We start from the raw sequence: 24,840 nt of genomic DNA on the forward strand, positions 1-24,840 counted from the left end.
CTGATCGGGCATATAGCCATCATTTGCGTGCTTTGTTGTGTCCTTGGTGACGCCAGGCCTTCGACCCAAAACGTCTGGCGAGACCTCATACCGGATCTCAAGGCTGAAGCGACGAAACCACCCATGGAAACTCACAGCACACAGGCACAAAGGAAGGCCAAATGTCGGATCTGAAGAAAATCACCGTAACGATCAAGAATTATGATGCTCACGCATCTCAAGCTGCTGCGACTCTCTACAAAAAAGTCAGGCTCTTGGATGGGGCTGGCAGAATTTTTTATTACAAAGACCTGATCGTTCCGAGATACCTAGAACGCAAAGGGGCGATGACCCAGGATGTGCCAAGAACGTGGTTTATCAAACACATCGGTAAATCCGCAGTCGTGGTGGTTGCTTTTGAAACCAAACCCGGGACGGTCGAATACGATCTTGAGGAAGTTCGCGACCTTGCAAGATCGGGGTTCGTGGCAGGTATTGTGTACGGTGTTTTAGCGATTCCAGCTGGGTTTATTGCCGGTGTAGCCACCTTCGGGATAGGGCTGGTTGTCATACCCATGGGCTTGTATTTTGCCTACAGGAACATCTTCAAAATTCCGGCAAGTTTGAGTCGCAAACGACTGCTGCAAGACCTGTCGCTTCATGGTGTTCAGGCGGGCGAGGGCTGGGCGCGGTAGGGCTGGTCGGCACATTCACTGGGCAGTGCCCAACAATGCATACGATTTTGCCGTGGCGGAACTGGAGGAGCCTATCCGGCTTTGCCCGGTTGGATTAGGAAGGGCGCTGAAACGCCCTTCATTCTCGATTGACCCTCAAGCGGGCTGCCTTGGTATGCCCCGTGCCCCAACATCAAGGCTCCTCCGCGAATTCGAAATTTGCGTCTAATACCTACCCGCATTTCACTCCTCCCGCCAGTGTCGCGTCACCGTCGATTTCCCGAGGCCGAGCATTCTTACAACATCTATATGCCTGTGCCCTGCTGCTTTAAGTTTCTGCACCTCCGCACGCGTGTTTGCGGACTTCTGTGAAACCGGATGAGCTGACTTGGGGGAGTATTGTGAAATGTCCACGTCCAGCAGCCCAAGAGACTCCAGCTCTCTAAGGGCTTCGTTAAGAACCTCACGGGGCGAGGTCTTGTCGTGCACCGCTAGAACCGTCGCCACGAACGACGTTGTAGTCATGCGCATTGCCTGGGCGACCTGCCGCGTCGTCTCCAACGTTGCGCTGTTTTTGCCGGATTCCAACTGACTGATTCGGGCCTGACTGAGGTCAGTGGATACTTCCTGCTGCAGGAGCTTGTGGTGTGCTCTAACGAACATCATCGCTGCTGCAAACGCCTGGTGTAACGACATCATGGGTGTTCTCGTGCAAACGAAATGATATGCCGCGTTTGCTAATGCTCATTCAAATCTATATATTTAATTATTCGGGCATTTTCATATGCTGCTTCTACTCGGGGCTGCCCCAATGCCGTACCCGGTATGGATAGGGCGCGAAGAGGGTGGCTGAGACGGAATGGCCAAAAAATCAATAACCTAGTAAATCGAATTTAAGCACGTTTTCTGGTAGGGGCACATCAACAGTTCGTGCCGATGGTCTAGCGGATTTGCTGAATTATTAACCAACATTGGAAATGCTGATGAAACTGAGGATTTACTCAGACCTGCACCTCGAATTCGCCAGTTGCAATCTGCCGTGGCTAGATCCTAGCGTTGACCTTGTGGTCTTGGCAGGGGACATCGACAAGAAGGCGAGGGGAGTGAACTGGGCTAATGACACGTTCGCCTGCCCAGTCGTGTACGTCTGTGGCAATCATGAGTTCTACGATGGGCACATCGATCGGACGCTAGAAAAGATGAAAGATGCAGCGGCCGGCCATGTGCACGTGCTCGAAAATGAAATCCTGGTGCATGGCAACGTCAGGATCTTAGGTACGACTGGATGGACAGACTTTTCATCCAGCGGTGACCAGGTGGCGGCCTCCAGCATGGCCAGGGCATCTATGAACGACTTTGAATACATTCGCATCGAAAATTATCGGCGCCTCCGCTCGGACGACCTAATCGCCCGAAACCATCGGGCTAAACACTGGCTAACCGAAGAGCTCGACAGGCCCTTTAACGGCAAGACGATCGTCGTCACCCACCATGCGCCATCACCAGCTGTGAGCGGATCTACGCATGAGGGGCATCTTACTGCGGCGTACACAAACGACTGGCCTCACCTCATAGAGCGAGTAGATCTCTGGGTGTTTGGACACACGCATGAAGCTGTCGATATCGAGCTAGCAGGCTGCCGAGTTGTCTCTAATCCGCGCGGATATCCCGGTGAGTCAACGGGGTTCAGTCCCTTTCTTGAAATAGAAATTTAAGGAGCGCCTGCATTTGAAATCAAACGTAACCGAGGCTGCCCGCGGCGCACCCTTACGAGCCGAATCGTCGAACCCGACCGAGCTGCCACAGGAGGTTGTCCAGGCGATGGGCCATGACTGGGGTGTCTTGGTGGACGCCTATCTGGTGGACGGCGCCCGCATCGGTAACCGTTTCGCGGCAACAGTTTATTGTGACCAGTCGGGAGCATTGTTAGACGGCATGACGGTAGCAACTCGCTCGGTACGTCAAGTCGGTGCCCGCGGAAGCTTTAGATTGCTTCAAACCGTCGATGGCGGTGACCACTACGTTTTGGTGACTGAGCAGGGAGCCAGGGGGCTAGCGCATGGCCACGGTAGTTGATTGGCCGGCGAAAGTTCTTGCTGCGGCGGCGATCAAATTCGAAGCACCTGTCGCTGCTTTTCTGTGGAAGCCGCAGGTTGACCACCCCTGCCTAATTGGCCGGGTGTACATGGATCTGAGTGGCAGATTCCAAGATGGACGACTGATTCGGACGTCTCGAATCATTGGGACTACGGAGGAACAGGGCTGGACGATTGCGATTACTTTGTCCGGCAGTTGTTACCTGCTGATTCAGGACGAAAGCGATCTCTGTTTTGTAGATGGCAGACTTCTGCCTCCGAGCTTACTGGTTAACAGCATGGTGCACTGAATACGCCCGTGGCGGTGAGGGTTGACCACGTAATGAGCTCCCCGCTGAAGAGCCTAGAGCGTGTGAGGAAAAGAATGAATGAAAGAAGGATCGACTATGCAGGACTTTGATATAGGGCAGATGATCGGCCCAAGCGCGATCATTGCAGGAGGCCGAATCGAGCTTAATGACGCGATTAAGATTACCCAAGAGCAGTTTCCGGGCCGGAGCTTCTGCATCGTGGGGGAGTGGGTTGTGCTTGACTTTGACGCAGCTGATCTCGTTTTAGAAGAGCTGGCTGCTGAAGGGAAGAAGCCCACCATGCTGCTGGTTTTCGACACGCTGTACGACAGTTCGACGACGACGAAATCGCATTGGTTTCGTACGACGCCGATGATCAGTTTTACTGACGACATGTTTTTCCAAACTGAAAACAAGCTTTATGTCTTGCTCGGGAATGGGCGCCGGACGTGCATGTCTTTGTCAGCTGTTGTGCGATTGTTTTGAAGCGTAGCGGAGGGCACGGGTGATGATTCTGGTCGGAGTTGCTCACAAGGAGCTAATTAAATGATTGCTGCAGTGGTGCTCGATGCATTCGGGACAATCCTTCGCATCAATCGCCCGACTAACCCTTACCGGGAGCTACTCAGGGAGGGCCGTCGACAAGGGGTTGTTTTAGGCTCAAAAAGCATTGGTTCTGTAATGACGACAAACCTGCCATTCGACGAGATGGCATCATTTCTAGGCATTGAGCTAACCCTGCAGCAGAGGGGGAAAATGAATCGGGCACTGGAGCAGGAGCTTGCGTCGATTGAGGCCTATTCCGACGCTGTTGAGGCAGTGTCACGCCTACGAGACGCAGGGTCGAGGCTCGGTATCTGCTCAAACTTAGGCGCGCCTTACGGGCCTGTCGTCAGGCGCCTGTTTCCGGAAATGGACGGGTACGCGTTCAGCTTCGAACTTGGCGTTATGAAGCCCGAACCCTCAATTTACCGATCGATTTGCAGCCAAATGGACGTCGAGCCAGGCCATGTATTTGGCGGCGAGCGGGGGCGGGTAGTGATGATTGGTGATTCAAAGAGATGTGACCAGGATGGCCCGAGGTTGGTCGGGATGATGGGGCTTCATCTAGATCGTAAACGTCAGGGGGCAATCAATGACCTTCAACAATTCGCCGAACTGGTGATAGACCACATTCGTTAATTCGGGGCGGTCGCAGATGGATAACATAACGAAGAATGTCAGGAAAGTGGTTTAACCCCGTCGGAATGATGCACAGAAGTCAGGCTTTGTCTGCATGGGGATTGGAGTGCATAGCTACCTGACGTATGAATGCTGCTCTGTAGTCACTTCTCTGTTCGCGCAGCGCTAGGGAGATGAGGTACGTTCAGCTAGATAGCCTTTATACTGCGGTTGAGACTGTGTGCCATCCAGTTTCTCGTAATCCATGTCTTCGTTGTCCAGCCCGTCCAGTCCCTGAATGCCACCTATTAGAGCCGGCCAGTCTTTCCGTTTGGCGGCAGCGATCACGGAGGGTTTAAGGTACTCATCAAGCGGCCGCCGGATTGGGTCTAGGATTTCTGCGCTCAGAGCCGCCAGATAGTCGTCTTTGGTGGTCTGGCGCCAATCGACGCTGAAGCCTGCTCGATAGCTGAGTTCCGTAAAGATAAGAAGGATGGTTCTGCCGTTGCCATCGAGGAAGGGGTGAGCCAAGGCGAGCAGGCCCATAACCTCACCGGGCCTGTCCTTAAACCGAGCGTGGTTGTTCGCCAAGGAAACTGCATAACCAGCGGCGCGGACGATATCTTCAGCGTCAGCAAACTCGGTGTAGCCTTGCCCACCTTTTCGCCCTTTGCTGATTCGCAGGTCAGGCGTCACTGCCATTCGATCTTGCCCAGCCCACGGGTAAATGTCCTGAAACAGTATTCGATGCACATCAAGGATGGATGCGTAATCGACTTCCTTGAGATGGGCTAGATGGCTAAGCGCCTGTTCGATGTTCGCTTCGAACGAGGAATGCTCTAGGCGCTTCACGGTGTTGAGGTCGGTTAGCTGGAAGCGGTTTCGCAGATAACCAGCAGTCTCGAAATCACCGAAAGGATCAAAATTCACGCCTTGAGCTTCTTCTTAGACTTGGATTTGCTCGCGCTTTTCTCCTTCAGGTATCGCACCTGCATCGAGAGCAGGTCAGATGTGCTCATCACACCTTTTCGCTTCAAATTCACTAGCAGTTGTTCAACAGTATCCAGAGCAACTGTGTCGCCGGATAAAGAAGTTATGCATCTAGCCATGCGGCTGACGCTATCCCGCTTCGCGGTTACTTTGTGAACCTTGGCCAAATGGCGGACTTCACTGGCGACGCTTTTGGGAGCTGATTGAGTCATTAAGCGGCCCTCTTACTCGGTACAATATCATTCTACATTACTCCGAGATTTTTGGCGCCACTCCGCACGCAACGAGTTGCGGCCTAGGACGTCTAGCCCCTCTGATCGACCTCGTATAGGGTTGGTAATGCTCTCCATGACGACTCTCTATCTGATCGTTCGGCCGAGTAGGGCCCAGTGAGGCTTTAGGACTTAACGTAGCCGTCCGATTGAAGGTTTTCCATGAGGTGGACGATGCTTGATGTGCCCGGTATTGGGAGCACGATAGGGGAGTAATCCAGGAGCCATTTCAAAGCCTCCTGGGGCGTGCCGGTGATTCCTCTACGGGGTTTAGACGGATTGAGGCATTTCCCAGCTCCCAGTGGAGCATAAGGTACGAAGGCAACATCCTTGCTCTCACACCAAGCCACTATTTCCGACGATCCAGTTTGAAGGAGATTAAAGGGGTTCTGAACAGCCGCGATCGGGGCAATCGAACTCGCTTCTTCGAGCTGGACGATGCTGACCTTGGACACTCCGAGAGCTTTGATTTTTCCTTCTTGCCGCATCCGGTCAAGCTCTCCAACCTGATCCGCTAAAGGGATCGCAGGGTCGATCCTGTGTAGGTAGTAGAGGTCGATCGCCTCCACGTTGAGACGTCTCAAGCTCATCTCAACGCATTGGCGTAGATAGGCCGGTGCACCGCATGGCGTCCAAAGGCCGGGCCCCTGGCGTGTAAAGCCTCCCTTCGTAGCGATAATCAGGTCATCCGGATAGGGGAACAAAGCAGTTCGAATCAATGGTTCAGCAATGTCGGGCCCGTAAGCGTCTGCGGTGTCGATGTGCTGGACACCTGACTCCACGGCTTTGCGCAGTACATCGATAGCGCGTTGTTGATCACTCGGTGGCCCCCAGATACCAGGCCCAGTCAACCTCATGGTTCCGAACCCCAAGCGGCGAACCGTTTTGCCCGCGAGTTTGCCGTTCAACGTCGGGGCCATGAGAGCCCCACGTGGCACAGAACCTCAGATTGCAGGTTGCTCAGGAGAGATTCACGCACTTGTGGAAACAGCAGTTGATGTTGAAGCTCCAACCCTGCCAGTAGTCGGTGTAGGTGGCTATCAACCGATTGCCTGAACACAAGGTCACCATCTCGATTCGGGCCAAGCGGGACGCTTACATCCAGCCTGGTGGCAACCAAAATTTTGTAGGCCGGGCAATGGTTACGCATCAGCGATTGAATAGCGTCAATCTCATGATCGGCGGCTGCAGCACCGCGATACGCAACGGCTGCATTCCAGTACGCCAAGGCGTCGACGATTGGGCGGTCTACTAGCACAACATCCGCATCAACGATGGCCGCTTGTTGAGCCTCAAGCGTCTGTTCTATGAACCACATGGTTGAGTTATAGGTATGGTTGGCCAGGATGGGAATACCAAGATTGTGGGCGCGCCTGCCAAACGACGGGATGCTGGCAACACGAATATCGTGCTGCTCCAGTGACTGGCGAAGATCAGCACAGAATGTCGATTTGCCGGTTGAATGCGTACCGGTCACGCCTACCATGATAGCGCTCACCATAGACTTCCTTGTTCGGGTGGGGGGGCCTTCTCCTCGGCTGGCTTCTGGATCTGAGCAATCTTGCATATCTCAATCCAGTTTTTAGCCGAGGACTTTTCAATAAGGTGGGCGAGCAGAAGAGCGGTGACGCGTGCGTCTTCACCGGCTCGATGCAGCTCTCCAGATACTGCATCTCGAAGGCCTGTGGTCGTCAAGAGCGCCGCCAGACTGTGACTGCTAGCGTATGGATACACATGCCTTGCAAGCCTTAACGTATCGATGATGCCTGCGGAAACCCAATCGGGCAGGTGGCGTTTGACCACTGAATAGTCTACGGAAGCGTTGTGGGCGACAAACCATTTCCCTGCCAGCTCCTGTTCGACCTCATCCTTGATTTCATTCCAGGCTGGGCAATTTTCAACGTCAGAATTGCCGATCCCGTGAACGTTTTTGGCCTGCCAAGTGATGCGGTTAGGCGGCTTGATCAACCAGCTCAAAGGAGTTTCATCCTTGATAGCTGGGAAGGCAGCAATAGCCAGCTCAACCAAGTCAGGCGGGGTGTGGCCGTTACCCTCTACGTCCACGATAATGATCTGTTCAGAAGGCCACGCAAATTCAGTGTCGTTCATCAAAGATTCCTTTCTGCTTCAGCCCGACCATGACGGTCGTAGTGATGGGGCTTATCGGCGTCGTGGACTTGATACCCCAGTGTATGCTGCATGAAATAGCGGCGCTGTTCATCCAGTCCACGGACGATGATCGCGCGTTCGGTAACCTGTGGTTCTCCTTCAGCACCCAGTGCTGAACACAATTGCTGAAGGCGGATTTCATCAGGTTTTTTCCATGCCGCCTTGCAGATGATGAATTGCGATCTAGGGCATGTCTCGCAGAGCTCGGTGATACCGAAGTGGCCATTGTAATCAGGCTGCTGATGGCCGAACGCAACACCGCACGAGGTTTTACGGAAAATGGGTGTGCCCGGCCCGTACGACTCATACCGTCCGAGCAAACGCTGCTCCTCTTCGAGTGGCAGGAGTTTGCGCCTGGCTGTTGAGTTGTAGGGTTCCGCGATCCCTTGGCTTTGATAATACTCGGCAATTTCTTTGCGGTAGAACAAACCGCTGAAAACCGTAGCATGCGCATGCTTAGCCAATCCAGCTGCTTGCGCGACGTGTTCTTCCGAGTCGTTCAAGCCTGGGATGATAGGGCGCCAGTAGAGCACCACGCGGTAACTCTGGGCGTGCTTAAAAAGCGTTTTCAGACTATTGCCAGCAATCGACGACTTGATCGGCTCGACCTTCGGATCTCTGATGCCTGAATAGGTCACGAGGATCGTCAGCTTGATATTTCGCAAAGCATTGAACTGTTCGCAGTCCGCTGGCGTTACCTTCCATCGAGTGATGACCAATACGATGTTGGTGAGACCTGCCTCATCCAGCAGCCGCAACAAATTATGCGTATGCGCTTTGACGTCGGGCAGCATCGGATCGGTAGCACGATTAAACAGCTGGATCGGTGTGATGTGAGGCTGAAAATACCGATGCGAGATGAACTGCTGGAAAGCCTGCTCGTCGCTCATCAGCGCCCGTGGCTGGCGCTGATCAAAATTACCGAACAGATGGCGGACGCAGTAGCTGCAGTCGAGAGGGCAGCCAACGATATGATTGAGGCTCAAACCGCTTTTGCGGTATTGAACCGGATCCTTGAGGCTCGGATTGACATCGGCCAACTGCTCGGCGGTGATGAGGTGGATGTCTTGATTCACTGACGCGCTCCCTGCAATTCAACCTGTGACTGGCCTCTTGATCGCGTCATGCGCTACAACGCTGATCGATTTGTTTCTCTACAGACCATGCTCATATGCACATGGGGGTTCCACCGCTGGCGCTCCATGCCGAAACGCTGCAAGCCGCGATCCCATGCAGTGACGCCTTAACGCCTTAACGCCTTTGCTTGAAAGGCTTGAACAGCTTGTCCGAAACAAAATACAGATTGCCACGCGCCCTTGAGCAGGCCACGTATAGCTTGTTTCGTGTCTGTGGTTTGGATTCGTGCAGACTTCCGTTTTGGTACCGTGTCCATGCTTCTGAGCCCAAGACGACGCAGACGTCCTGGAAGTGATCCATGCCCTTGCTGGCTCCCCAATTCTGCGAATAGCAACCGAACTTGCTGTGCTCTTGCAAAAATAGCTTCACCACCGAAGGATCGGCGTGCAGAGCATTGGCTTGTGCCTGCTCAAGGATCGTTACAATGTCGCTGGAGCGTTTCTGATGTGAGCCCATCGGGATATTTAATCTTGCACTGATGAAGTCACTTACCGAAGTCGCGCATCGCCAGCTATGGCTGAGTGTGGTCTTGTCGACAGTCACTCCCGCGTCGCTAAATCGCTTCTCGTATTTGGCTAGATCGTCATGAAGGCTGCTGTTGACCGAACCGTCCCTGCTGGTGTCGAACGTATGCTGATAGAAATCTCCCACAAAGGTCATTGCCGCCTGGGCCATGGAGACGTCCAGCAACAGGTTAAAGTCGTGGCCCGCAAAGTCCTGCACTTCATCGACATAGACGTGGTCGTAGAAGCGCTCGATGCGGCTGTGTATCGCTGGTAAGCAGCCTTGCATCTGCAAGAGTTTAGCCAGGCGATTGTGGTAGAGTCTGCGGCTGGGACTGCGGAAGCGTGCTATGTCCGTCAATGGGATCTGACGGTTCGGCGGGAGCCGGAAGGTCAAGCCTCGGCTTCCGAGTTTCAGCTGCATCAGCGGGCGGTAACAAAAACCATGCAAGAATGAGAAATAGGTCATCACGGTAATGTTGGATGGAACTGTCCCGAATTTCTGGATGATCTTGTTACGCAGGTGACGGAAGTTATTTTCTGTGTAGGTGATAATCAGCGCGCGCTCGTCGAGGCTCAGTCGATTGATCACAAGGCTGGTCTTCCCTGAACCCGCGACAGCAAAAATCACGCTCTTATCCACTTGATTGCCTCCTGAATGTACGCCGGAGCCATCAGTTCATCCGCCTTTGCTGTCAGTAGTTCGAACGCCATATCGGCCTTGTTCTTGAGCATGTAATCCTGGACTGTCAGCGTTTTGCGGCCTTTACCAAACAGGTCGTCACACACCTTTTTGTTATCCAGATACAAGCCGATTTCGAATGTCGATCGAGCGTTGTCACGGTCTGCAAAGATTCGAGCACCGTCGTAAGCACTTTCCTTGTAATTCTCCACGCAGTTCTGCTCGTAATCGTGGTCGTTGTCCCGGATGGCGGCCACCCTGATGCCCAGCAGTTTGCCGAGCTCCAGGTAGCGCTTAAAACTTGTGCCACCAATGGAGATGATGTGGACGTCATCGGCCTGCGGAGTGTTGCCTTGGGCATTTTGCTTGTAGATGTGCTCGATGAGAATGAACTCAGCATCTCCTTCGACCAGGATGACACGTTTCGACAGTGCGAACTCCAGAACGTTATTGTCCGGCGCTTTCATGAAAAATTCGGCCGTAGGTGCTGTCAGGTCTTTAAGCCGTCCAGCTCTCTGCTCAGTGCCCAGAAGCAGAGCATGCCGAAGGTCGAGGCGGGAGCAGATGTGGCTACTGTGCGTGGCAATGAAGAGCTGAGTCTCCCGGGCAAGCGTCAGGCGCTCCACAAGCCGCTTCATGTTCGTATGGCTCAGGTGGTTCTCAGGCTCTTCGAGTAGCAGGGCATCAAGGCCCCCCTTGGCATCGTGCTTCTGAAGAGCAAAGTTGGTCTTTATGAAGCACTGCTCCCCTTTGCCACGGTTCTCGATCGGAATGCCGTCCTTGGTGATGACAAGATCAGTTTCGAGGTTCGAACGCACACTTGTTCTGAGGGCAAACTGGTAGTCACCAAGCGTATCGTTCAGCGCCTTCAGGTTTGTTTTCTGAAAACCCTCTTTGCCCTGGCGATACTGATTTTCAAGCATGTATCGATCCGGCACTTGGGTGTGGTATCCGAAGACGGTTCGCGTGTACTCCCGAGCCGCATATTCGGTATCGATTCGGGAGCTGTCGATCAGCAAATGTTTGACCGGTCGCCTGTAGCTGACATGTGGTGCACCCGAGAATGTCGAGAACTGCACGGTGTAATACTCGAACGGGAAGCTCTCCTTGTTAGTGCGCAACAGCTCAAGAATCGTAGGCCCGAAATCTTCTATCAAGGGCACGATAGCCATCCGCAGGCCGTCGCCGGCGGCCTGCGTCAGGTTCTGATACCCGTACAGACCCTGATCTTGACCGTCCTCAAGAAAGACATCCACGATAACTTCTGGCAGCAGGTCTAATCGAGCAGGGGCTGCCAGGAATTTCTTGACAGCAGCTTGGTTGAAGAGAGCTTCGTAGCCTATGGTCTCAACGCGACTTCTGCTCGCGCTGAGCGCCAAATCTAGCGCAAGCAGGACACTGCTCTTGCCCGTCTCGTTGTCCCCGATCAACACGTTAGTGCCTGGATCAAAGTGCAGCGTCAGTGCAGGAAAGCTTTTGAAGTTTTGCAACACTAACTGGGTAATGGCTGGCATTCTCGTTCCTTGTGAAATGCTGGGTGCTATGACTTATGCGTGGCTAGTGATAAACGGTTACGAGGCGGTTTTTAACCGGCTGATCGATTAACCTCTGTCTTTCGCCGTGCCTCCATGATCGGATGGTCTGCAGCTACTTGCTTGCCAAGGTGCATCGGGCCAGGCAGGCGCAGATGACCATCCCACAGTGGTGGGTTGCGACAGAGCAACGCCACTTGCTCGGCGACCGCAGCTGCACCGTCAAAGGCTCCAGGCTGGATGATGGCAATCTCCGTGACGCCGAGCTGCTGCCAAGGATCACGAAGATCTCTCTCCTGTACGTCGTAACGCGTGTTATGACGCTGCGAACGAGCGCTGCCAAACTGCTTGGATGGGGACACAAAGTAAAATACTGAAGAGCTCTCACAGGACTGGAATGCGCCGATCTTCGTACCGATGAAATGGGCGGCTCGCGGTGACAAGGTGTGGCTGCCACTGACCTGTGCCACCTGGTGATCTGCACGAATCCGCACGACCGCCGCATCGGCGGGCACAGGGGGTAGCCCCTCACCAGGACTGTCCTTCAGGCCTGCGTAAAAGGTTCTCAGATCTGCATCAAGGCAGACGATCAACGAGTCAGCTGGATTGATTTTGCAATCAAGAAGGGCTTGGGTGATCAGTGTTTTCAATTGATCGGGCGTCAGTAGCGTGTCCGTGGCATGGATCGCAGTCAGTCCCGAGCTGTAGCTGAACCATCCGCCAGCAGAGTCTACGCCAGACTCAAACCAGAAGATTTCAGGGGTGTGGCCACCGAGTTTGGTGCGGGTGATCACGGGTAGAAATTTCGCCCAACCTTTGTCCTGAAGTCTATCCAGCAGGACTGACAGTACCGTGGTGTTGGCCGGCATCGACTTGACCTTGGGTGTAGGGGCAGGGTGTTCGCCGCTCAACCGAATCGCTTCAATGATCGAGTTGATCGCTTTGAAATCACGGTCATCTTCCTTGGGCTTACGCTTCTTTACCTGTGCATCGGGGTCAACGTGCATGATGAATTGGGTGGCGATCCCATGCTTTGCCAGCACCCGGCGGATGACGTGCTTGGGGTCGAGTCCCGCCTCGCGTGATGCCGCTGATGCACTGGTCTCAACAATCATGACCTTGGCGCCGTTTTGAGCGAGCAATTTGCTCGACGGTACCACGTGATTCAACAACCATTCGTTGAGGCTGTTCAGGTCATGCTGTCCCTCCAGCATACGCTGCGCATCGGGCACATCCAGACGTAACAGCGTCACACGTGGTGGGGAGACTTTCTTGAAGAACTTGCTGTCCTTGGCCAAGTTCGGGCTCGCCCCGTGAAGCCTGAGCATCACGTCTGCGTGAGCTGCCAAAACCATTACGTTCAAGTCGATCACCTCGCCCGTAGTATTGGCCTTCTCCTCACGCAGAACGGCGACAGACTTTCTGACCAGTAGCGGCTTTGTTCCTGGCAGACAAGCAACTAGATGGAATCCTGCCTGGTCGAGAAACAGTGGGCCAGTGCCTGACGCGATCAAAGGGTTCGAGGGTGGAATGGCGTAGATAGGCCGCACATCGCTGTCGACAGGGATATCGCCTTCGATGATTGGGGGAAATGACGGAACCCCCATGAAGGTCAGCAACTTTTCAATGGGGTGTTCGTAAAATGTTTCCCAGCCGCCATGCCCGTCGGGCTTGCTCCGGATTTTTGCTTTAACAATCAGGTCGCCTGTTTTGACCCACGCATGCTTCTTTTGGCCTTTGAGACTGGGCATCACCTGAGTCAGCTTTACCCGCAGCTGCAGATAAGGTTTGGACTGACCGTAGAGCAGCACTAATGCAGGCTCGATGGCATGAAGCGCACTGGCGTAGCGTACGTCGCTTTCCGAAACGACAGGGTCGTCCCAGGCGAGCACGCACCCGTCGGCAGCCTGATAAAGCTTAAGAGGTTTCGCGGCCTGCATTGGCTTCGCGATGAGCGCCTGACCTACCAGCCAGGGAATGACTGTGTACGCAAGGGACGATACGTCACCAGGCGCTACTAGGCGAGTGGTGTCCATAGGTACCAGCTCGGTGACGACCAGTTTGCCTTCAAATTCCACCAGTTCTTGTTTGTAAAACTGCATCACGTCCATTGCCCAGAGGTGGAGCGCTTCGTTGATGGTGTCAACGGGCAGGGGTTTGAGCAAAAGGATCGCCGAGACGCCTCCTTCTTTTTGCGGAAACAGGTTCACCTTGACCGGGCCTCCGGAAAGAGTGGCGAGCATTTCCTCAAGCCCTATGGTCGGTAGGCCAGGATGGGGTTTCCTTACCAGTCCCTGAAGAGCTTGCCAGGCATCAAGGTAATGCGGGCCTACCACGACGCGGTAGCTTTGTCCCAAAGCTGCTGGATCGAACTCAAAGAGGCTAGTGCGTAATTCAAGAACCTTCATCGTGCGTCCTTCACTGATCCATTGATGTAGTTCAAGAGTGCCGAGGCAACGCCGGCATGGTGACGTGCAAACTGGTTCCAATCGCCGTCCTGCTTGAGCTGTTCAACGCTTTCGTTAAGCATCTGAGGCCACGGCTTCAAACCTTCGAGAAATGCAGCATCGGCGAAGTAGCAGGTCACAGGTGTACCGCCACGGCGTCCACGACCTATCAGTTGGGTGAGGCTCACAAGGATGTTCATGATGGTGTAGTGGCGGATGTTGGCCGGCTGCTGGCTGAAAGCGGGGCGGGCGGTACGAATTTTTTGCAGAAGCGCATTGGAATGCTTCCGCTCCTGCATCATCAGTACGCCCGGACTGCTGGATGGCGCCACAGATTTGCTGGTTTCGTAACAGATGTGCGCCAGATTGTTGTTGGGGCTGTCTGACGATGGAAGAGGGCGTACACAGATCACCACAGCACCAATGGCTGAAAATCCGTCGCTGTTCACAATGTTGTGTCCACGCGCCATTGGGCCCAAGGCGCTGACCAGCAGAGTTTTGTCCTTGTGTCGGCCGTTGGTGAACTCAGCGAGATCATCGTATGCAAGCATCTGCTGTGCATCTAGCGAGGACGGCTTGTAATCGCTTTGCCGTCCACGAACCCAGCCCACCAGTTGACCAGGGCCGCCCTGCATCCTGGCCAAGGTCATGGCAAGAACTTCAGCGTCTGCATCGCTATTGGTAACCAGCAGCAGGCGGGCACGCGTTTGCGTGACGGGGTCGTTGGCCAAGCTTGCAAGTCGGCTACGAAGCCATGGCCAAATCTCTTTGGCGAATTTTGATACCAGGAATTTTCGCTGCGAGAACTGAGCGCCAGAGATAGCGGTGGTCTGAGGCACATTCTCGAAGGTGACCTGGCCTGCGACATCTGGAACGTCAATGAAATCCTTCGCACGAAGATCGTAAGCGCTGGCGCCGGGGAAGTAGGCCGTCGCCGAAAAGCCGATAAACAACCGCTTCACACCGGCATAGCCTAAGGCGCTGACATCTGGCAGCGAAAGCAGTGTGCTGTGTGGATCACCACGCATTGCGACAACGTTCAGGGTTGAGTCGTTGTCGCCAGTGTCTTTGCTCTTGAAGCCAAATACGGCTCGCTGCAAGGGGCCATTCGGAGTCGGACTCAGGGGTTCCGGCCCTGCGATACTCCGTTTGACCTCGTAGGCATAAGGTATTTCGGCGTTCACAAAGCTAGGTAGCTCGACCTGAAGATTACGCAGGTGCGTTTCGATTGCCTCTAACGTACCTCGCAAGATGAGTGAGGCCTTGAGGCGGATTTGATCGTGCTCCTTGAGGCGCTCTGGAAGCAGGTCACTGTCGGACAACTCTTTGATGAGATGCCCCAGAGTGATCGCTAGGGCCTCAAGCTTGTACTGACCTCCATTGGATCGCCAGTGAGCAAGGTGGTGACTCAGCTTGTCGAGATAGCCCGGTACGCGGTTCGTGCTGTTGAACAGATGCTCCAGCGTCTCACGATCAATACCGAGCTTTTCGGTAATGAACGTGTCGTCTGCGTCCGACCAAGTGGTTTCTTTCTTTGGCCACTCGAAATATTCCTCCTGCTGGAGGTTCATGAGCTGACTGACACTGAGTGTGCAGTAGGTAAGCGCCCAGTTCACGCGATACATGCTGCTTCGATCGATCTCGGGAATGCTGGATCGACCGGCCACTGTATTGAATAGACGGAGCAGCGGGCTGTTGTCGCCTTGATTGCCCAGCTTCAATTCGATGACGCTGCTGTCTATCGCAGACTTCAGTAGACCGTCGATTTCGTCGACGAGAAACACCGGTGCTGTTCTTAGCAGCAGCTCTATGAAGCTGCGTGGGCCTGGAAACCGATCTGAGTCGGACAGCGGAATGCGGGTTGTTCCGGACAACAGGGCATGATGGTTGATCACCACGATGTCCGCTTCCAGAGCTTGGGACAGCATCGTGGTTCGCCCGCACTTGAACAGGAAAGGGCAGTGATTCAGTCGCTTTGATTGTTCTGCACGCCCTTCTCCCTGCGTCGATACCCTAACGTTGAAGCACGGCTCTTTTCCAGGTTCAACGTGGAGCGTATCCGAGGAATAGGCATCGAGTAGGCAGGCATAGTCGTAAGCCGGTGCAGAGTGACCCTGTTGAAATTGAATCTTTCCGCGTTCATAGATGCGTGTTGCTGAATGCAGAGGGGCAACCGTGATTTCAGGGGCTGTCACCGCAGCGGATTGCTTGAGAATCCGAACCGTGTTCTCCAGCTCAACCAACGTTGGCACCGCGATCACCACCCGGTGTCCTCGGCGCGCAGCATCGATCGACATCATGACCATAGCCACACTTTTGCCGGTGCCGGTCGGCGCGTTCACACGATAGAAATCACCTGCGTCAGCCGTGCGTAACGGATCTGAGCCCCAAATGTTGGCCAAGGAGCTTCGATGATTCGTGTGCAATCCGGTTGCAGCATCGAGCGACGCCGCGAGCTCGTTCAGCGCGCCAAGTTTCCACTCCATCTCAGGGGCTGCGTTGGATGTTGGGACACTAACGTATCGGTGGGCGCCACTGAGTACCCCTCGCTCGCTCTGTGGGACGACGAACACCCTGACCTGATCACCTGTGATGTGCTTGAGAACGACATCCCCTGAGTCTGGAATCTGTGCATGAGCCGGTGGGGGTCGCCCATATCTCAACGCATCCAGGTGCTCCCTGATGAGCTGATCGACGTTCAGGTGGGGTGAGACGCGATAGCGATCCTGCTCGTGGAGCTCGCTGCTGAGTTTGCCAGAGTCGACTAACTCAAAGGGGCTACGTTCGCCCTTGATTATTTCCTCTGCGGTCATAACGAAGCGTTTGGGCTGAGCCACGGAGGAGGGGCGTAGGCGCAAGCCTTCAGCGATAACTAGCTGGTCAGGCTCGGCTAGCCCGTACCAAGTGCTCCAGCCTCGTGTGCGACCCGCGCAGAGTGCCGCCGCGTCCGCCACCATGGGTTCGTTGCCGACGTAACGCGCGGCTAAGGCGAGGAACAGTGTGACGCTGGTATCAGAAAGGGGAAGCATGTTTCAGAGCCTCCTTCACACACTGGCTTTGGGTAAATACGCTCACCCCAGGCTTGCACCGTTCGCGTAGAAACGGAATGCTCTCTCTCTGGTAATCCGGGATCACGATCCAGCGTGGTTTGCTGGAGGGGATCGATTCGATGTGCTTGGCCAACTCGTAAGGGGATGCCCAAACCTTGGCATCGATGTCCTGTTCAATAAGTCCTAAGTGGATACGGAGGTCTGTTCGATCCACGTCCGGCCAGAGCCGCACATCGAACCCTTTCCCCGCCAGCGTATTCGCCAGGGCGATTTCGATAAGTCCTGGCTGCAGGGTGAATTTCCACAGCGCAGGTTTGAGCATCAGGCGGCCATCGACCGGCTGGCCATTCAATACGCTGTTGTTTACCCTGTTTAGAAGGCTTGTGCCGTCGCGAACAAAAAGGCTTTTTTTGTCCTGGCACCACGCCGAGTCGCAGCTGACTTCGTGCCGCTGGGCATTCATTGGCCAGCGGCACTCCGGACATAAATAGACTAAACCGTTGTGGTACAGGTGTAGCGGAATGGGGTCGTAGAACTCGCTTAGAGAGAGGTTGAGCGGGATGAAGACGTCTTGGGCCTCAGAGGGAAAGATTACGCCGTGTTCAATGAGGAAAAGCCTGAAGTTCCGGTAGTGAACTTCTCCTTCTGCCCGCAGCCGACATGCCTGTTTGACCCTATTTACGCTCGCCTGGACTTCTTCCCAGAGCTGACCGACGTCGAGCTCAAGCAGCATTTCGTTGCAGGTTTGCGTCGCGATATTGGAGTAAAGCAGTGGGCCTGAGTAATCCAGCCTGAGTGTCTCTGGCAACCACGTCTCCAAGGGGGCACGAAGCTGTTGTTCGAGCTTAATCGCTGACATGGGGGAAGCGCTGGGCTCAAGTCGCCAGAGCACCGCGGATGCTCTCTGAAGGACAATGAAGGCTTCGGCTCTGTCGGTGGCACACAGGGAGGCGCCTTGCGCAAGAAGGCGGAGCAGGTGCTCGGGGGCGTGCTTGTCCATTTGCGGTACCTCACTTATTCCCTTAGCGACTGATCAACGTTGCAGGTTGCTGAAGACCAATGGCGGCCAAGACAACGTGTAAGTGTTGGTGGCTAAGCTATCAATTTGCTGCTAAATCGCGCAACGCTTGGTAACGCGATTTGTCTTTCGAATTAATTCAGGTTCAGTATGGCTTGCGGCACGCACTGCATCCGGTTAAGAGTGCACGTTACTTATCCCAGACTTACGAGAGGCTGCATGAGCACAGAGCTTACAGAAGACGAGATGCGCCGGGCGCTATTCGGTGAAATCGAGCCTGCTGCGCAGCCTATTACACAGCCGGAGCCAGTTATCCTGCCGAAAGTCGTGACGACAGACCCCGTAAAACCGACAAAGAAAAAGACTGTCGCCAAAGCGTTCACGCCAAGGTTGCGAGTCACCATGCGTGTCGGTAATGAGTTTGAAGGCAAAATGCACGAGCTGATTCATGAGGCGGACACGCTCAGCAAGCTCTTGGCAGAGCAGGAGGCGGTGAAAGCAGCAAGGAAGAAATTCCGGTATGTGGAAGTGCTGTCTGTCATGTCGATGTAGCGGACTGTTCCAACACGGCACATGCCGAGCCTGGAGAGCATACGCGGGCGTAAATCACACCTCGTATTGATGAGCCCTTTATACAAACCAGCGACGGCTGAGAGCGTTGGCGCGACGAAAACGTGTTTTCTAGAGGGAAAGGAGCATTTTGCAAGGATTATCTATGGTTTCGGAGTTGGAAACAGTCGCTCTTTTTTGTCATAAGCTCGCTTATGAGACGGAAGATGAAAGTCCAATTTTACGCGATGATCTAATCATGGGTGACTACAATCACGATGTCTTCAAACTGTTGATAGCCAAGAGTGATGTGGATGCGATTCAGCAGAAGATCAATGAGTGCCTGCTCGTTGCGCTTGAAGCGATGGGCGGCCCTGAAAAGCCGCTCGGACGCGAGCTTCAGCATCTTTCCGCCAGTTTCTATGCCGCTCGAACAATGGACTCGCTGGACGCCCCCTTGCGAGTGATCAAGGGCTATTTACGAGAGGTGCTGTAGTAACAGATGGCGTGGACGAGAACGAGCCAGTTGAAGTGAAAATCCTTCAGCTTCCTGCTTCATATTTCCTAGCCAAGCACTTGCTAATCCTGCTCGGGATGAGATGGATGGAATACAGGCCAATCAAGCGAGCTGATGGACGTAGTCGACTCGAACCAATCTAAGATCTGGCAAGCGCTTTATCAGTTTTTCGTGAGCACAGAGGTCGATCTTGAAACGTCTGATCATGTGGCTAGGGCAAATAGGGGCGTCAGACTACAAAATAGCCACGACCCTCTTTTGCTGCGCTGGTATGATTGGGCAAAATGCAGCTCTACCTCAGCAAGGGTACTGCGTTGTGGAATGGTTTCCCGATCAGCTTCGGCGCCGTTGAATGAGTTTACCCATCATAACCGAGAAGCCGACGTCAGCTCTGGCGGCAATTGCGCTGCCGGACGTTCAGATACGTCCTTACGCTGGGTGTGCTGTGCAACGCTAAAGAGTTTTATCGGCTGGCCGACAAATCTGACTGGCTGGCATTTAGGTTGTCTGGATGCATCCGATACATGGAACGTCGATGAAGCACAACTTCTATCTCTGCGCGCTTTCTCTTTGCCTTTTCGCCTTAGGTGCTCAAGAAGCTCTGGCACGCGAACCTTACTCAAAGCGCGCAGATCTGCTCGCGGTTTATCAAGCTGCATCACTGAACGATGCGAGGCTTTCCGCTGCGCGGCATACCTATCAAGCTCAATTAGAAGCAACGCCACAGGCGCGTTCCGGGTTGCTGCCAAGCCTCACAGCAGGAGCGACGACGGAGGTGACTCAATTGGATCGCGACGAGCCAGCGCTGTCGAGGGAGCGCAGCAGCACGACCTTTCGAGCCAACTTGAGCCAACCTCTGTTTCGCATAGATCGCTGGTATCAACTTAAAGCTGCAGAATTCACGGTCAGCCAAGCGGCGCTTGAGCTTTCCGCGAAAGAGCAAGAGCTGATACTGACTGCCGCGCAAGCGTATTTCGAAACGCTACGTCAGCTTGATGCAAGAGCCGCCGCTGAGGCTGAGGAGGCAGCGCTTTTACGGCAAAGAGATCAAGCGCAGGGCCGTCTTGAGGATGGAGCCTCAAGTATTACTGACGTTTATGATGCTCAAGCTGCGTACGACAATGCCCGAGCTAATCGGCAGCTCATTCAACGCAAAGTTGATGATGCCTATGAGGCTCTGTATCGCCTTACCAAAAATTCCTATGACTCTCTTGATGGTATGGGTCACCAATTGCCGGTCATACCTCCAAATCCTAACAATCCGGTTCTTTGGGTGGATGCCGCGATAAAGCAAAACCTTCAGTTGCAGGCTGCCGAGCATGCGGTGAGCGCCGCTGAGCAGACTCTTCGCCAGCGTAAAGCGGGGCATGCTCCTACGGTGGATGCCGTGGTGTCGTACCGCACAGGCAATAATGATGGTTTTGGCTATAGCAATCCTGCGGAGTCCGGGACGGGCGGATACCGAGGCAATGTAGCCCAGAGCAGCATCGGTGTTGAGCTAAGCATCCCATTGTATTCCGGTGGAATGGTCAATTCGCAGGTTCGAGAATCGACGGAGCGTTTGTACCAAAGTCAGGATGAGCAAGAAGACCGGCGTCGTGAGGTGGTGCTCAACACGAGAAATGCATTTCGGGGGATAAATTCAGACATCGAGCAGATAGCCGCCCGACGCCAGAGCATTCGATCCGGAAGAAAATCGGTAGAGGCTAACAAGGTCGGAGTCGATATCGGCTCTAGAAACGTTGTCGATGTGTTGAACGCTGAGCGGCAATTGTATGCCGCCGTTCGAGATTATAACGACGCTCGCTATGACTACATTCTGGACAACCTGAAGCTCAAACAAGCAGCGGGTTCGCTCAGTCCAGACGATCTCAAGTCTTTATCCGCCTACCTGAATCAGAACTACGATCCAAGCCGGGATTTCCTTCCTCCAGATATCTAAGCTCCTTTTCGGCTCACCGCCGTCGTATGACTGGTCAGATATTACCCTTCCAGTAGGCTAAGATCAGTGGCGCCCGCACACAGCCGCCCTTCGTCCATACTTTTTTCCACGCCACTGGCGCCCGAATTTTTATGGGCGTCATCACTTCCGTATGCTGTGTAATATTTTGTATCGGTTCAGGTATGGTTCAGATATATTGTGCTGGCTAACCGCTAGTAATAGCCCTGGTGCGCACCACATCAATTTGCAGGGGGGCTTCATGACCGCCACTGAGCCAGGCGCAGCTTCCAATGACGCCGTACCAATAGATACCGGACTGGCATCGCTCGTGATGCTGGCTCGTTTTCATCAGGTGTCAGCATCCCCTGAGCAACTAGCCCACGAATTCTCCTCAGGCGAAGCTCTCCAGCCATCCGAGCTGCTTCTTGCTGCAAAAAAATTGGGCCTCAAGGCTAAGTTTGCAAAAGTGGCTATCGATAGGCTGGATCGCACGCCTTTACCTGCAATAGCACAGGGCGAGGACGGGAATTTTTTTATTGTGGCGCGTCTAGATCAGGGCAAGGTGCTCATTCATGACCCTCGCTCTCAGCGTCCCGAGATCATAACGATTGAAGACTTGGCTGGTCGCTGGGCTGGCCAACTGCTCTTTATAAGAGCAGGTGCAGGAATTACTGGTGAGTCCTCTCGCTTCGATTTCACCTGGTTTATTCCAGCGGTTGTTAAATACCGAAAGCTTCTCGGCGAGGTACTGCTGATTTCTTTCGTTTTACAGATTTTCTCGCTTATCACCCCGCTTTTCTTTCAGGTCGTCATGGACAAGGTGCTTGTGCACCACGGATTGACCACGCTGGATGTGATCGCGATTGGTCTGGCGGGTGTGATGCTGTTCGAGTCTAGTCTATCGGGCTTGCGATCCTATGTGTTTGCCCATACCGCCAGCCGAATCGACGTCGAGTTAGGCTCCAAGTTATTCAGGCATCTGATTACACTGCCGCTTTCCTATTTTCAAGCGCGAAGGGTAGGGGATTCGGTAGCAAGGATGCGAGAGCTCGAAAACATTCGGAGCTTTATCACAGGTAACGCCATTACCTTGCTTCTCGATGTTTTATTCTCGGCGGTCTTCATCGCTGTGATGTTCTACTACAGCGGTTGGCTGACGCTGATCGTTCTCTTGTCACTCCCGATGTACATCCTGGTTTCGGTTTGCATTACACCATTATTGAGGGCACGCCTGAATGACAGCTTTGCTCGGGGTGCGGAAAACCAAGCATTTCTAGTAGAGACGGTTAACGGTATCGACACCCTGAAATCGATGGCCGTTGAGCCTCAAGCTGTTCGGAAATGGGACAACCAGTTAGCGGGGTACGTGGCAGCAGGTTTTAAAACTCAGACCTTGTCAACCATCGCCAACGAGAGCGTGTCGCTGATTGGTAAATTAGTGACTGTGGCCACGCTTTGGTTGGGGGCCCGACTGGTCATCGACGGTCAGCTTTCAGTTGGGCAACTGATTGCCTTCAATATGCTTGCTGGGCGTGTTGCCCAGCCAATCATGCGCCTGGCTCAACTTTGGACAAACTTTCAGCAAACCGGCGTTTCTGTGCAGCGGCTGGGGGACATCCTTAACACCCGGACTGAATTGACCCAGGCAACTCGTAGTTCGCTCCCGCCCATAAAGGGGCGTATAGAGTTCGATGAGGTTCATTTTCGTTATCGCCCGGATGGCTCTGAAATTCTTCGGGGCATCAGCCTAGCTATCGAAGCTGGCGAAGTTATCGGTGTCGTTGGAAGATCCGGCTCGGGCAAAAGTACGCTGACAAGATTGCTTCAACGCCTCTATGTGCCTGAGCGGGGGCGTGTCCTAGTCGATGGAATGGACTTGGCGCTGGCGGATGTTTCTTCGTTGCGTCGACAGATTGGTGTAGTGCTGCAAGACAATATGCTGTTCAACCGTAGTATCCGGGAAAACATCGCCTTAAGTGACCCAGGCGTTCCACTGGAAGCCGTGATTGAAGTCGCACAGCTGGCCGGAGCGCATGATTTTATTCTTGAGCTTCCCGAGGGCTACGACACTATGGTTGGTGAGCACGGCGCCTCACTGTCGGGTGGACAGCGTCAGCGTATCGCTATTGCCCGGGCGCTTATGGGTAACCCTCGCATTCTTATTTTTGATGAAGCAACGAGTGCTTTGGATTACGAATCTGAGCGCATTGTTCAGCAGAATATGAAATCTATCTGCACGGGACGCTCTGTCATCATCATTGCACACCGCTTATCAGCTGTCCGCGATGCGAATCGGATTGTCGTCGTCGATCGAGGGCAAATCGTTGAACAGGGCACACACGCCGAGCTGCTGAACCATCAGGCCGGACACTACTCTCGTCTCCATCGCTTGCAACACGGAGGTGGTCATGGCTGACGTACAGAAATCGGGGTTGGGGCAGAGCTACCGAAGAGCTTGGCGTAACTCTTGGCGCCGACGTAAGGAAATGGATGCGCCTAAGCGTTTGGCGCATGAAGTTCAATTTCTGCCTGCTGCTCTTGAACTGCAAGATCAGCCGGTGCACCCAGCTCCTCGCATATTTATCTGGGCGATCATCCTCTTTGCCACTCTGTTATTGATATGGGCCTGCGTTGGTAAAATCGACATCGTAGCTACCGCAAATGGGAAAGTTATCCCAAGTGGCAAAACCAAGATCATTCAGTCGAGTGAGACTGCGGTAGTACGGGCGATCTACGTGAACGACGGGCAAGTGGTCAAAGCTGGCCAGCTTCTTCTTGAATTGGACTCTACGTCGGCGGACGCAGATGTTGGAAAAATTGAAAGCGATCTCCTCGCTGCTCGCATTGATAGTGCTCGCGCTGGGGCGATGCTAGATGCCATTAATGGTAACCATGCGCCGCGATCTCTCGCTGATACCATTCTCGGTGGTGATCCTGAGCATGTCCTAGCAGCCGAGCGATGGCTTCAGGGGCAATATCAGGAATACCGAAGTAACCTGGAACAGGGGGGAACGGAGATACTGCAGCGCCAAGCTGACATTCAAGCCGCTCGTGCGCAGGTGGCTAGTTTGCAAAAGACTTTGCCCATCGCCACAAAGCTTGCCCAAGACTACGAGCATCTACTGCAGAAGCAATATATCGCTCGCCACGCGTACTTGGAAAAAGAACAAGCTCGACTTGACTTAGAGCGTCAGCTTGCCGTTCAACAGATAAGTGTTTTGCAGTCAAATGCTGCGCGCCAACAAGCGGAGCGGAGAAGGGACGGTGTTGTCGCTCAGACCAGAAGAGCGATGCTTGATTTGTTGCAACAAGCGGATCAGAAGGTTGCTTCCTTGAGTCAGGAGTTATCGAAAGCTAGATATCAGGAAGATTTGACTACTGTCGAAGCCCCAGTAGATGGCACCGTACAGCAATTGAATATCCATACTGTTGGTGGTGTTGTTACGCCCGCTCAACCGTTGATGATGTTGGTGCCTTCGGATGTATCCGTTGAGGTCGAGGCTATGCTGGAAAATAAGGATGTCGGCTTTGTTCATGTAGGACAGGATGTGACAGTAAAAGTAGAGACTTTTACGTTCACAAAATATGGAACCATTGAAGGGGAGGTGGTTAGCGTTTCAAGAGATGCGATTGAGGATGAGAAACGTGGCCTTCTCTACAGCAGCAAAATTCGCTTGAAGCAGAATCATTTGTTAGTTGATGGGAAGCAATTTGAGTTGACTCCCGGGATGGCCGTTACGGCAGAAGTAAAGACTGATAAGCGTTTTATTATTGAATATTTTTTAAGCCCTTTAAAGCAGCATATGTCCGAATCTCTCCAGGAAAGATAGCT

The 24,840-nt window shown here is 53.7% G+C and carries 22 protein-coding genes; 10 read left to right on the forward strand and 12 right to left on the reverse strand.

The window, feature by feature from the left end:
* The first annotated feature begins 161 nt into the window (after positions 1–161).
* Positions 162–674 carry a hypothetical protein gene (locus tag RYC18_RS21905; RefSeq protein ID WP_122385211.1) on the forward strand — a complete coding sequence of 171 codons (513 nt, stop codon included), beginning with the start codon at positions 162–164 and terminating at the stop codon, positions 672–674.
* A gap of 222 nt (positions 675–896) precedes the next feature.
* On the opposite strand, the gene RYC18_RS21910 is transcribed toward RYC18_RS21905, so the two are convergent.
* Entirely contained in the window at positions 897–1,352 is a 456-nt protein-coding gene (locus RYC18_RS21910) for a helix-turn-helix domain-containing protein (RefSeq protein ID WP_122385212.1), read from the reverse strand.
* A 284-nt stretch (positions 1,353–1,636) separates the two neighbouring features.
* Here RYC18_RS21910 and RYC18_RS21915 point away from each other — a divergent pair, with 284 nt between their 5' ends.
* The 4 genes from RYC18_RS21915 (at position 1,637) to RYC18_RS21930 (ending at position 4,221) form a co-directional block, all read left to right on the forward strand.
* A complete protein-coding gene (locus RYC18_RS21915; RefSeq protein ID WP_122385213.1) occupies positions 1,637–2,368 on the forward strand; it encodes a metallophosphoesterase in 732 nt (243 codons plus the stop codon).
* Positions 2,369–2,712: 344 nt separating this feature from the next.
* A complete protein-coding gene (locus tag RYC18_RS21920; RefSeq protein ID WP_183144324.1) occupies positions 2,713–3,039 on the forward strand; it encodes a hypothetical protein in 327 nt (108 codons plus the stop codon).
* A gap of 78 nt (positions 3,040–3,117) precedes the next feature.
* Positions 3,118–3,525 carry a DUF6957 family protein gene (locus RYC18_RS21925; protein ID WP_235664280.1) on the forward strand — a complete coding sequence of 136 codons (408 nt, stop codon included), beginning with the start codon at positions 3,118–3,120 and terminating at the stop codon, positions 3,523–3,525.
* 60 nt (positions 3,526–3,585) lie between these two features.
* On the forward strand, positions 3,586–4,221 hold the full coding sequence (locus RYC18_RS21930; protein WP_122385216.1) for an HAD family hydrolase: 636 nt from the start codon (positions 3,586–3,588) through the stop codon (positions 4,219–4,221).
* A 165-nt stretch (positions 4,222–4,386) separates the two neighbouring features.
* Here the strand turns inward: RYC18_RS21930 and RYC18_RS21935 are convergent, their stop codons facing one another.
* The 11 genes from RYC18_RS21935 to RYC18_RS21985 all read right to left on the reverse strand — a co-directional run bounded on the left by RYC18_RS21935 (position 4,387) and on the right by RYC18_RS21985 (position 17,982).
* Positions 4,387–5,130 carry a Fic/DOC family protein gene (locus tag RYC18_RS21935; protein WP_122385217.1) on the reverse strand — a complete coding sequence of 248 codons (744 nt, stop codon included), beginning with the start codon at positions 5,128–5,130 and terminating at the stop codon, positions 4,387–4,389.
* Positions 5,127–5,402, reverse strand: a complete 276-nt coding sequence (locus RYC18_RS21940) for a hypothetical protein (protein WP_122385218.1) — start codon at positions 5,400–5,402, stop codon at positions 5,127–5,129. The genes RYC18_RS21935 and RYC18_RS21940 overlap by 4 nt, the downstream gene beginning before the upstream one ends.
* Before the next feature lie 185 nt (positions 5,403–5,587).
* Positions 5,588–6,382: an aldo/keto reductase gene (locus RYC18_RS21945; RefSeq protein WP_122385219.1), complete on the reverse strand. Its 795-nt coding sequence runs from the start codon at positions 6,380–6,382 to the stop codon at positions 5,588–5,590.
* Positions 6,367–6,963 carry an AAA family ATPase gene (locus tag RYC18_RS21950; protein WP_183144325.1) on the reverse strand — a complete coding sequence of 199 codons (597 nt, stop codon included), beginning with the start codon at positions 6,961–6,963 and terminating at the stop codon, positions 6,367–6,369. Before RYC18_RS21950 ends, RYC18_RS21945 begins: the two co-directional genes overlap by 16 nt.
* On the reverse strand, positions 6,957–7,571 hold the full coding sequence (locus tag RYC18_RS21955) for a 3'-5' exonuclease (RefSeq protein WP_122385221.1): 615 nt from the start codon (positions 7,569–7,571) through the stop codon (positions 6,957–6,959). Before RYC18_RS21955 ends, RYC18_RS21950 begins: the two co-directional genes overlap by 7 nt.
* A complete protein-coding gene (locus tag RYC18_RS21960) occupies positions 7,571–8,707 on the reverse strand; it encodes a radical SAM protein (RefSeq protein WP_316886832.1) in 1,137 nt (378 codons plus the stop codon). The genes RYC18_RS21955 and RYC18_RS21960 overlap by 1 nt, the downstream gene beginning before the upstream one ends.
* 175 nt (positions 8,708–8,882) lie before the next feature.
* Positions 8,883–9,914 (reverse strand): AAA family ATPase, encoded by a 1,032-nt coding sequence (locus RYC18_RS21965; RefSeq protein WP_122385223.1) that lies wholly within the window; start codon positions 9,912–9,914, stop codon positions 8,883–8,885.
* Positions 9,899–11,467 carry an ATP-dependent nuclease gene (locus RYC18_RS21970; RefSeq protein WP_316886833.1) on the reverse strand — a complete coding sequence of 523 codons (1,569 nt, stop codon included), beginning with the start codon at positions 11,465–11,467 and terminating at the stop codon, positions 9,899–9,901. Before RYC18_RS21970 ends, RYC18_RS21965 begins: the two co-directional genes overlap by 16 nt.
* Positions 11,468–11,538: 71 nt before the next feature.
* Positions 11,539–13,893, reverse strand: a complete 2,355-nt coding sequence (locus RYC18_RS21975; protein ID WP_316886834.1) for an RNaseH domain-containing protein — start codon at positions 13,891–13,893, stop codon at positions 11,539–11,541.
* Positions 13,890–16,961, reverse strand: a complete 3,072-nt coding sequence (locus RYC18_RS21980; protein ID WP_122385525.1) for a hypothetical protein — start codon at positions 16,959–16,961, stop codon at positions 13,890–13,892. Before RYC18_RS21980 ends, RYC18_RS21975 begins: the two co-directional genes overlap by 4 nt.
* Positions 16,945–17,982 carry a hypothetical protein gene (locus tag RYC18_RS21985; protein ID WP_316886835.1) on the reverse strand — a complete coding sequence of 346 codons (1,038 nt, stop codon included), beginning with the start codon at positions 17,980–17,982 and terminating at the stop codon, positions 16,945–16,947. The genes RYC18_RS21980 and RYC18_RS21985 overlap by 17 nt, the downstream gene beginning before the upstream one ends.
* Before the next feature lie 237 nt (positions 17,983–18,219).
* On the opposite strand from RYC18_RS21985, the gene RYC18_RS21990 reads away from it, so the two are divergent.
* The 5 genes from RYC18_RS21990 to RYC18_RS22010 all read left to right on the forward strand — a co-directional run bounded on the left by RYC18_RS21990 (position 18,220) and on the right by RYC18_RS22010 (position 24,838).
* The gene (locus RYC18_RS21990; RefSeq protein WP_316886836.1) at positions 18,220–18,552 is read left to right on the forward strand and encodes a hypothetical protein; all 333 of its coding nucleotides are present in this window, start codon (positions 18,220–18,222) and stop codon (positions 18,550–18,552) included.
* 163 nt (positions 18,553–18,715) lie between these two features.
* Positions 18,716–19,045, forward strand: coding sequence for a hypothetical protein (locus RYC18_RS21995; protein ID WP_122385511.1), 330 nt, complete (start codon positions 18,716–18,718; stop codon positions 19,043–19,045).
* Positions 19,046–19,601: 556 nt separating this feature from the next.
* Entirely contained in the window at positions 19,602–21,008 is a 1,407-nt protein-coding gene (locus RYC18_RS22000; RefSeq protein ID WP_122385512.1) for a TolC family outer membrane protein, read from the forward strand.
* Positions 21,009–21,267: 259 nt separating this feature from the next.
* Positions 21,268–23,424: a type I secretion system permease/ATPase gene (locus RYC18_RS22005; protein WP_122385513.1), complete on the forward strand. Its 2,157-nt coding sequence runs from the start codon at positions 21,268–21,270 to the stop codon at positions 23,422–23,424.
* Complete coding sequence (locus tag RYC18_RS22010) at positions 23,417–24,838, forward strand: HlyD family type I secretion periplasmic adaptor subunit (protein ID WP_122385514.1); 1,422 nt, start codon at positions 23,417–23,419, stop codon at positions 24,836–24,838. The genes RYC18_RS22005 and RYC18_RS22010 overlap by 8 nt, the downstream gene beginning before the upstream one ends.
* Positions 24,839–24,840 lie beyond the last annotated feature (2 nt).

This window comes from Pseudomonas syringae group sp. 247E2 (genome assembly GCF_032587795.1).
Taxonomy (GTDB): domain Bacteria; phylum Pseudomonadota; class Gammaproteobacteria; order Pseudomonadales; family Pseudomonadaceae; genus Aquipseudomonas; species Aquipseudomonas amygdali.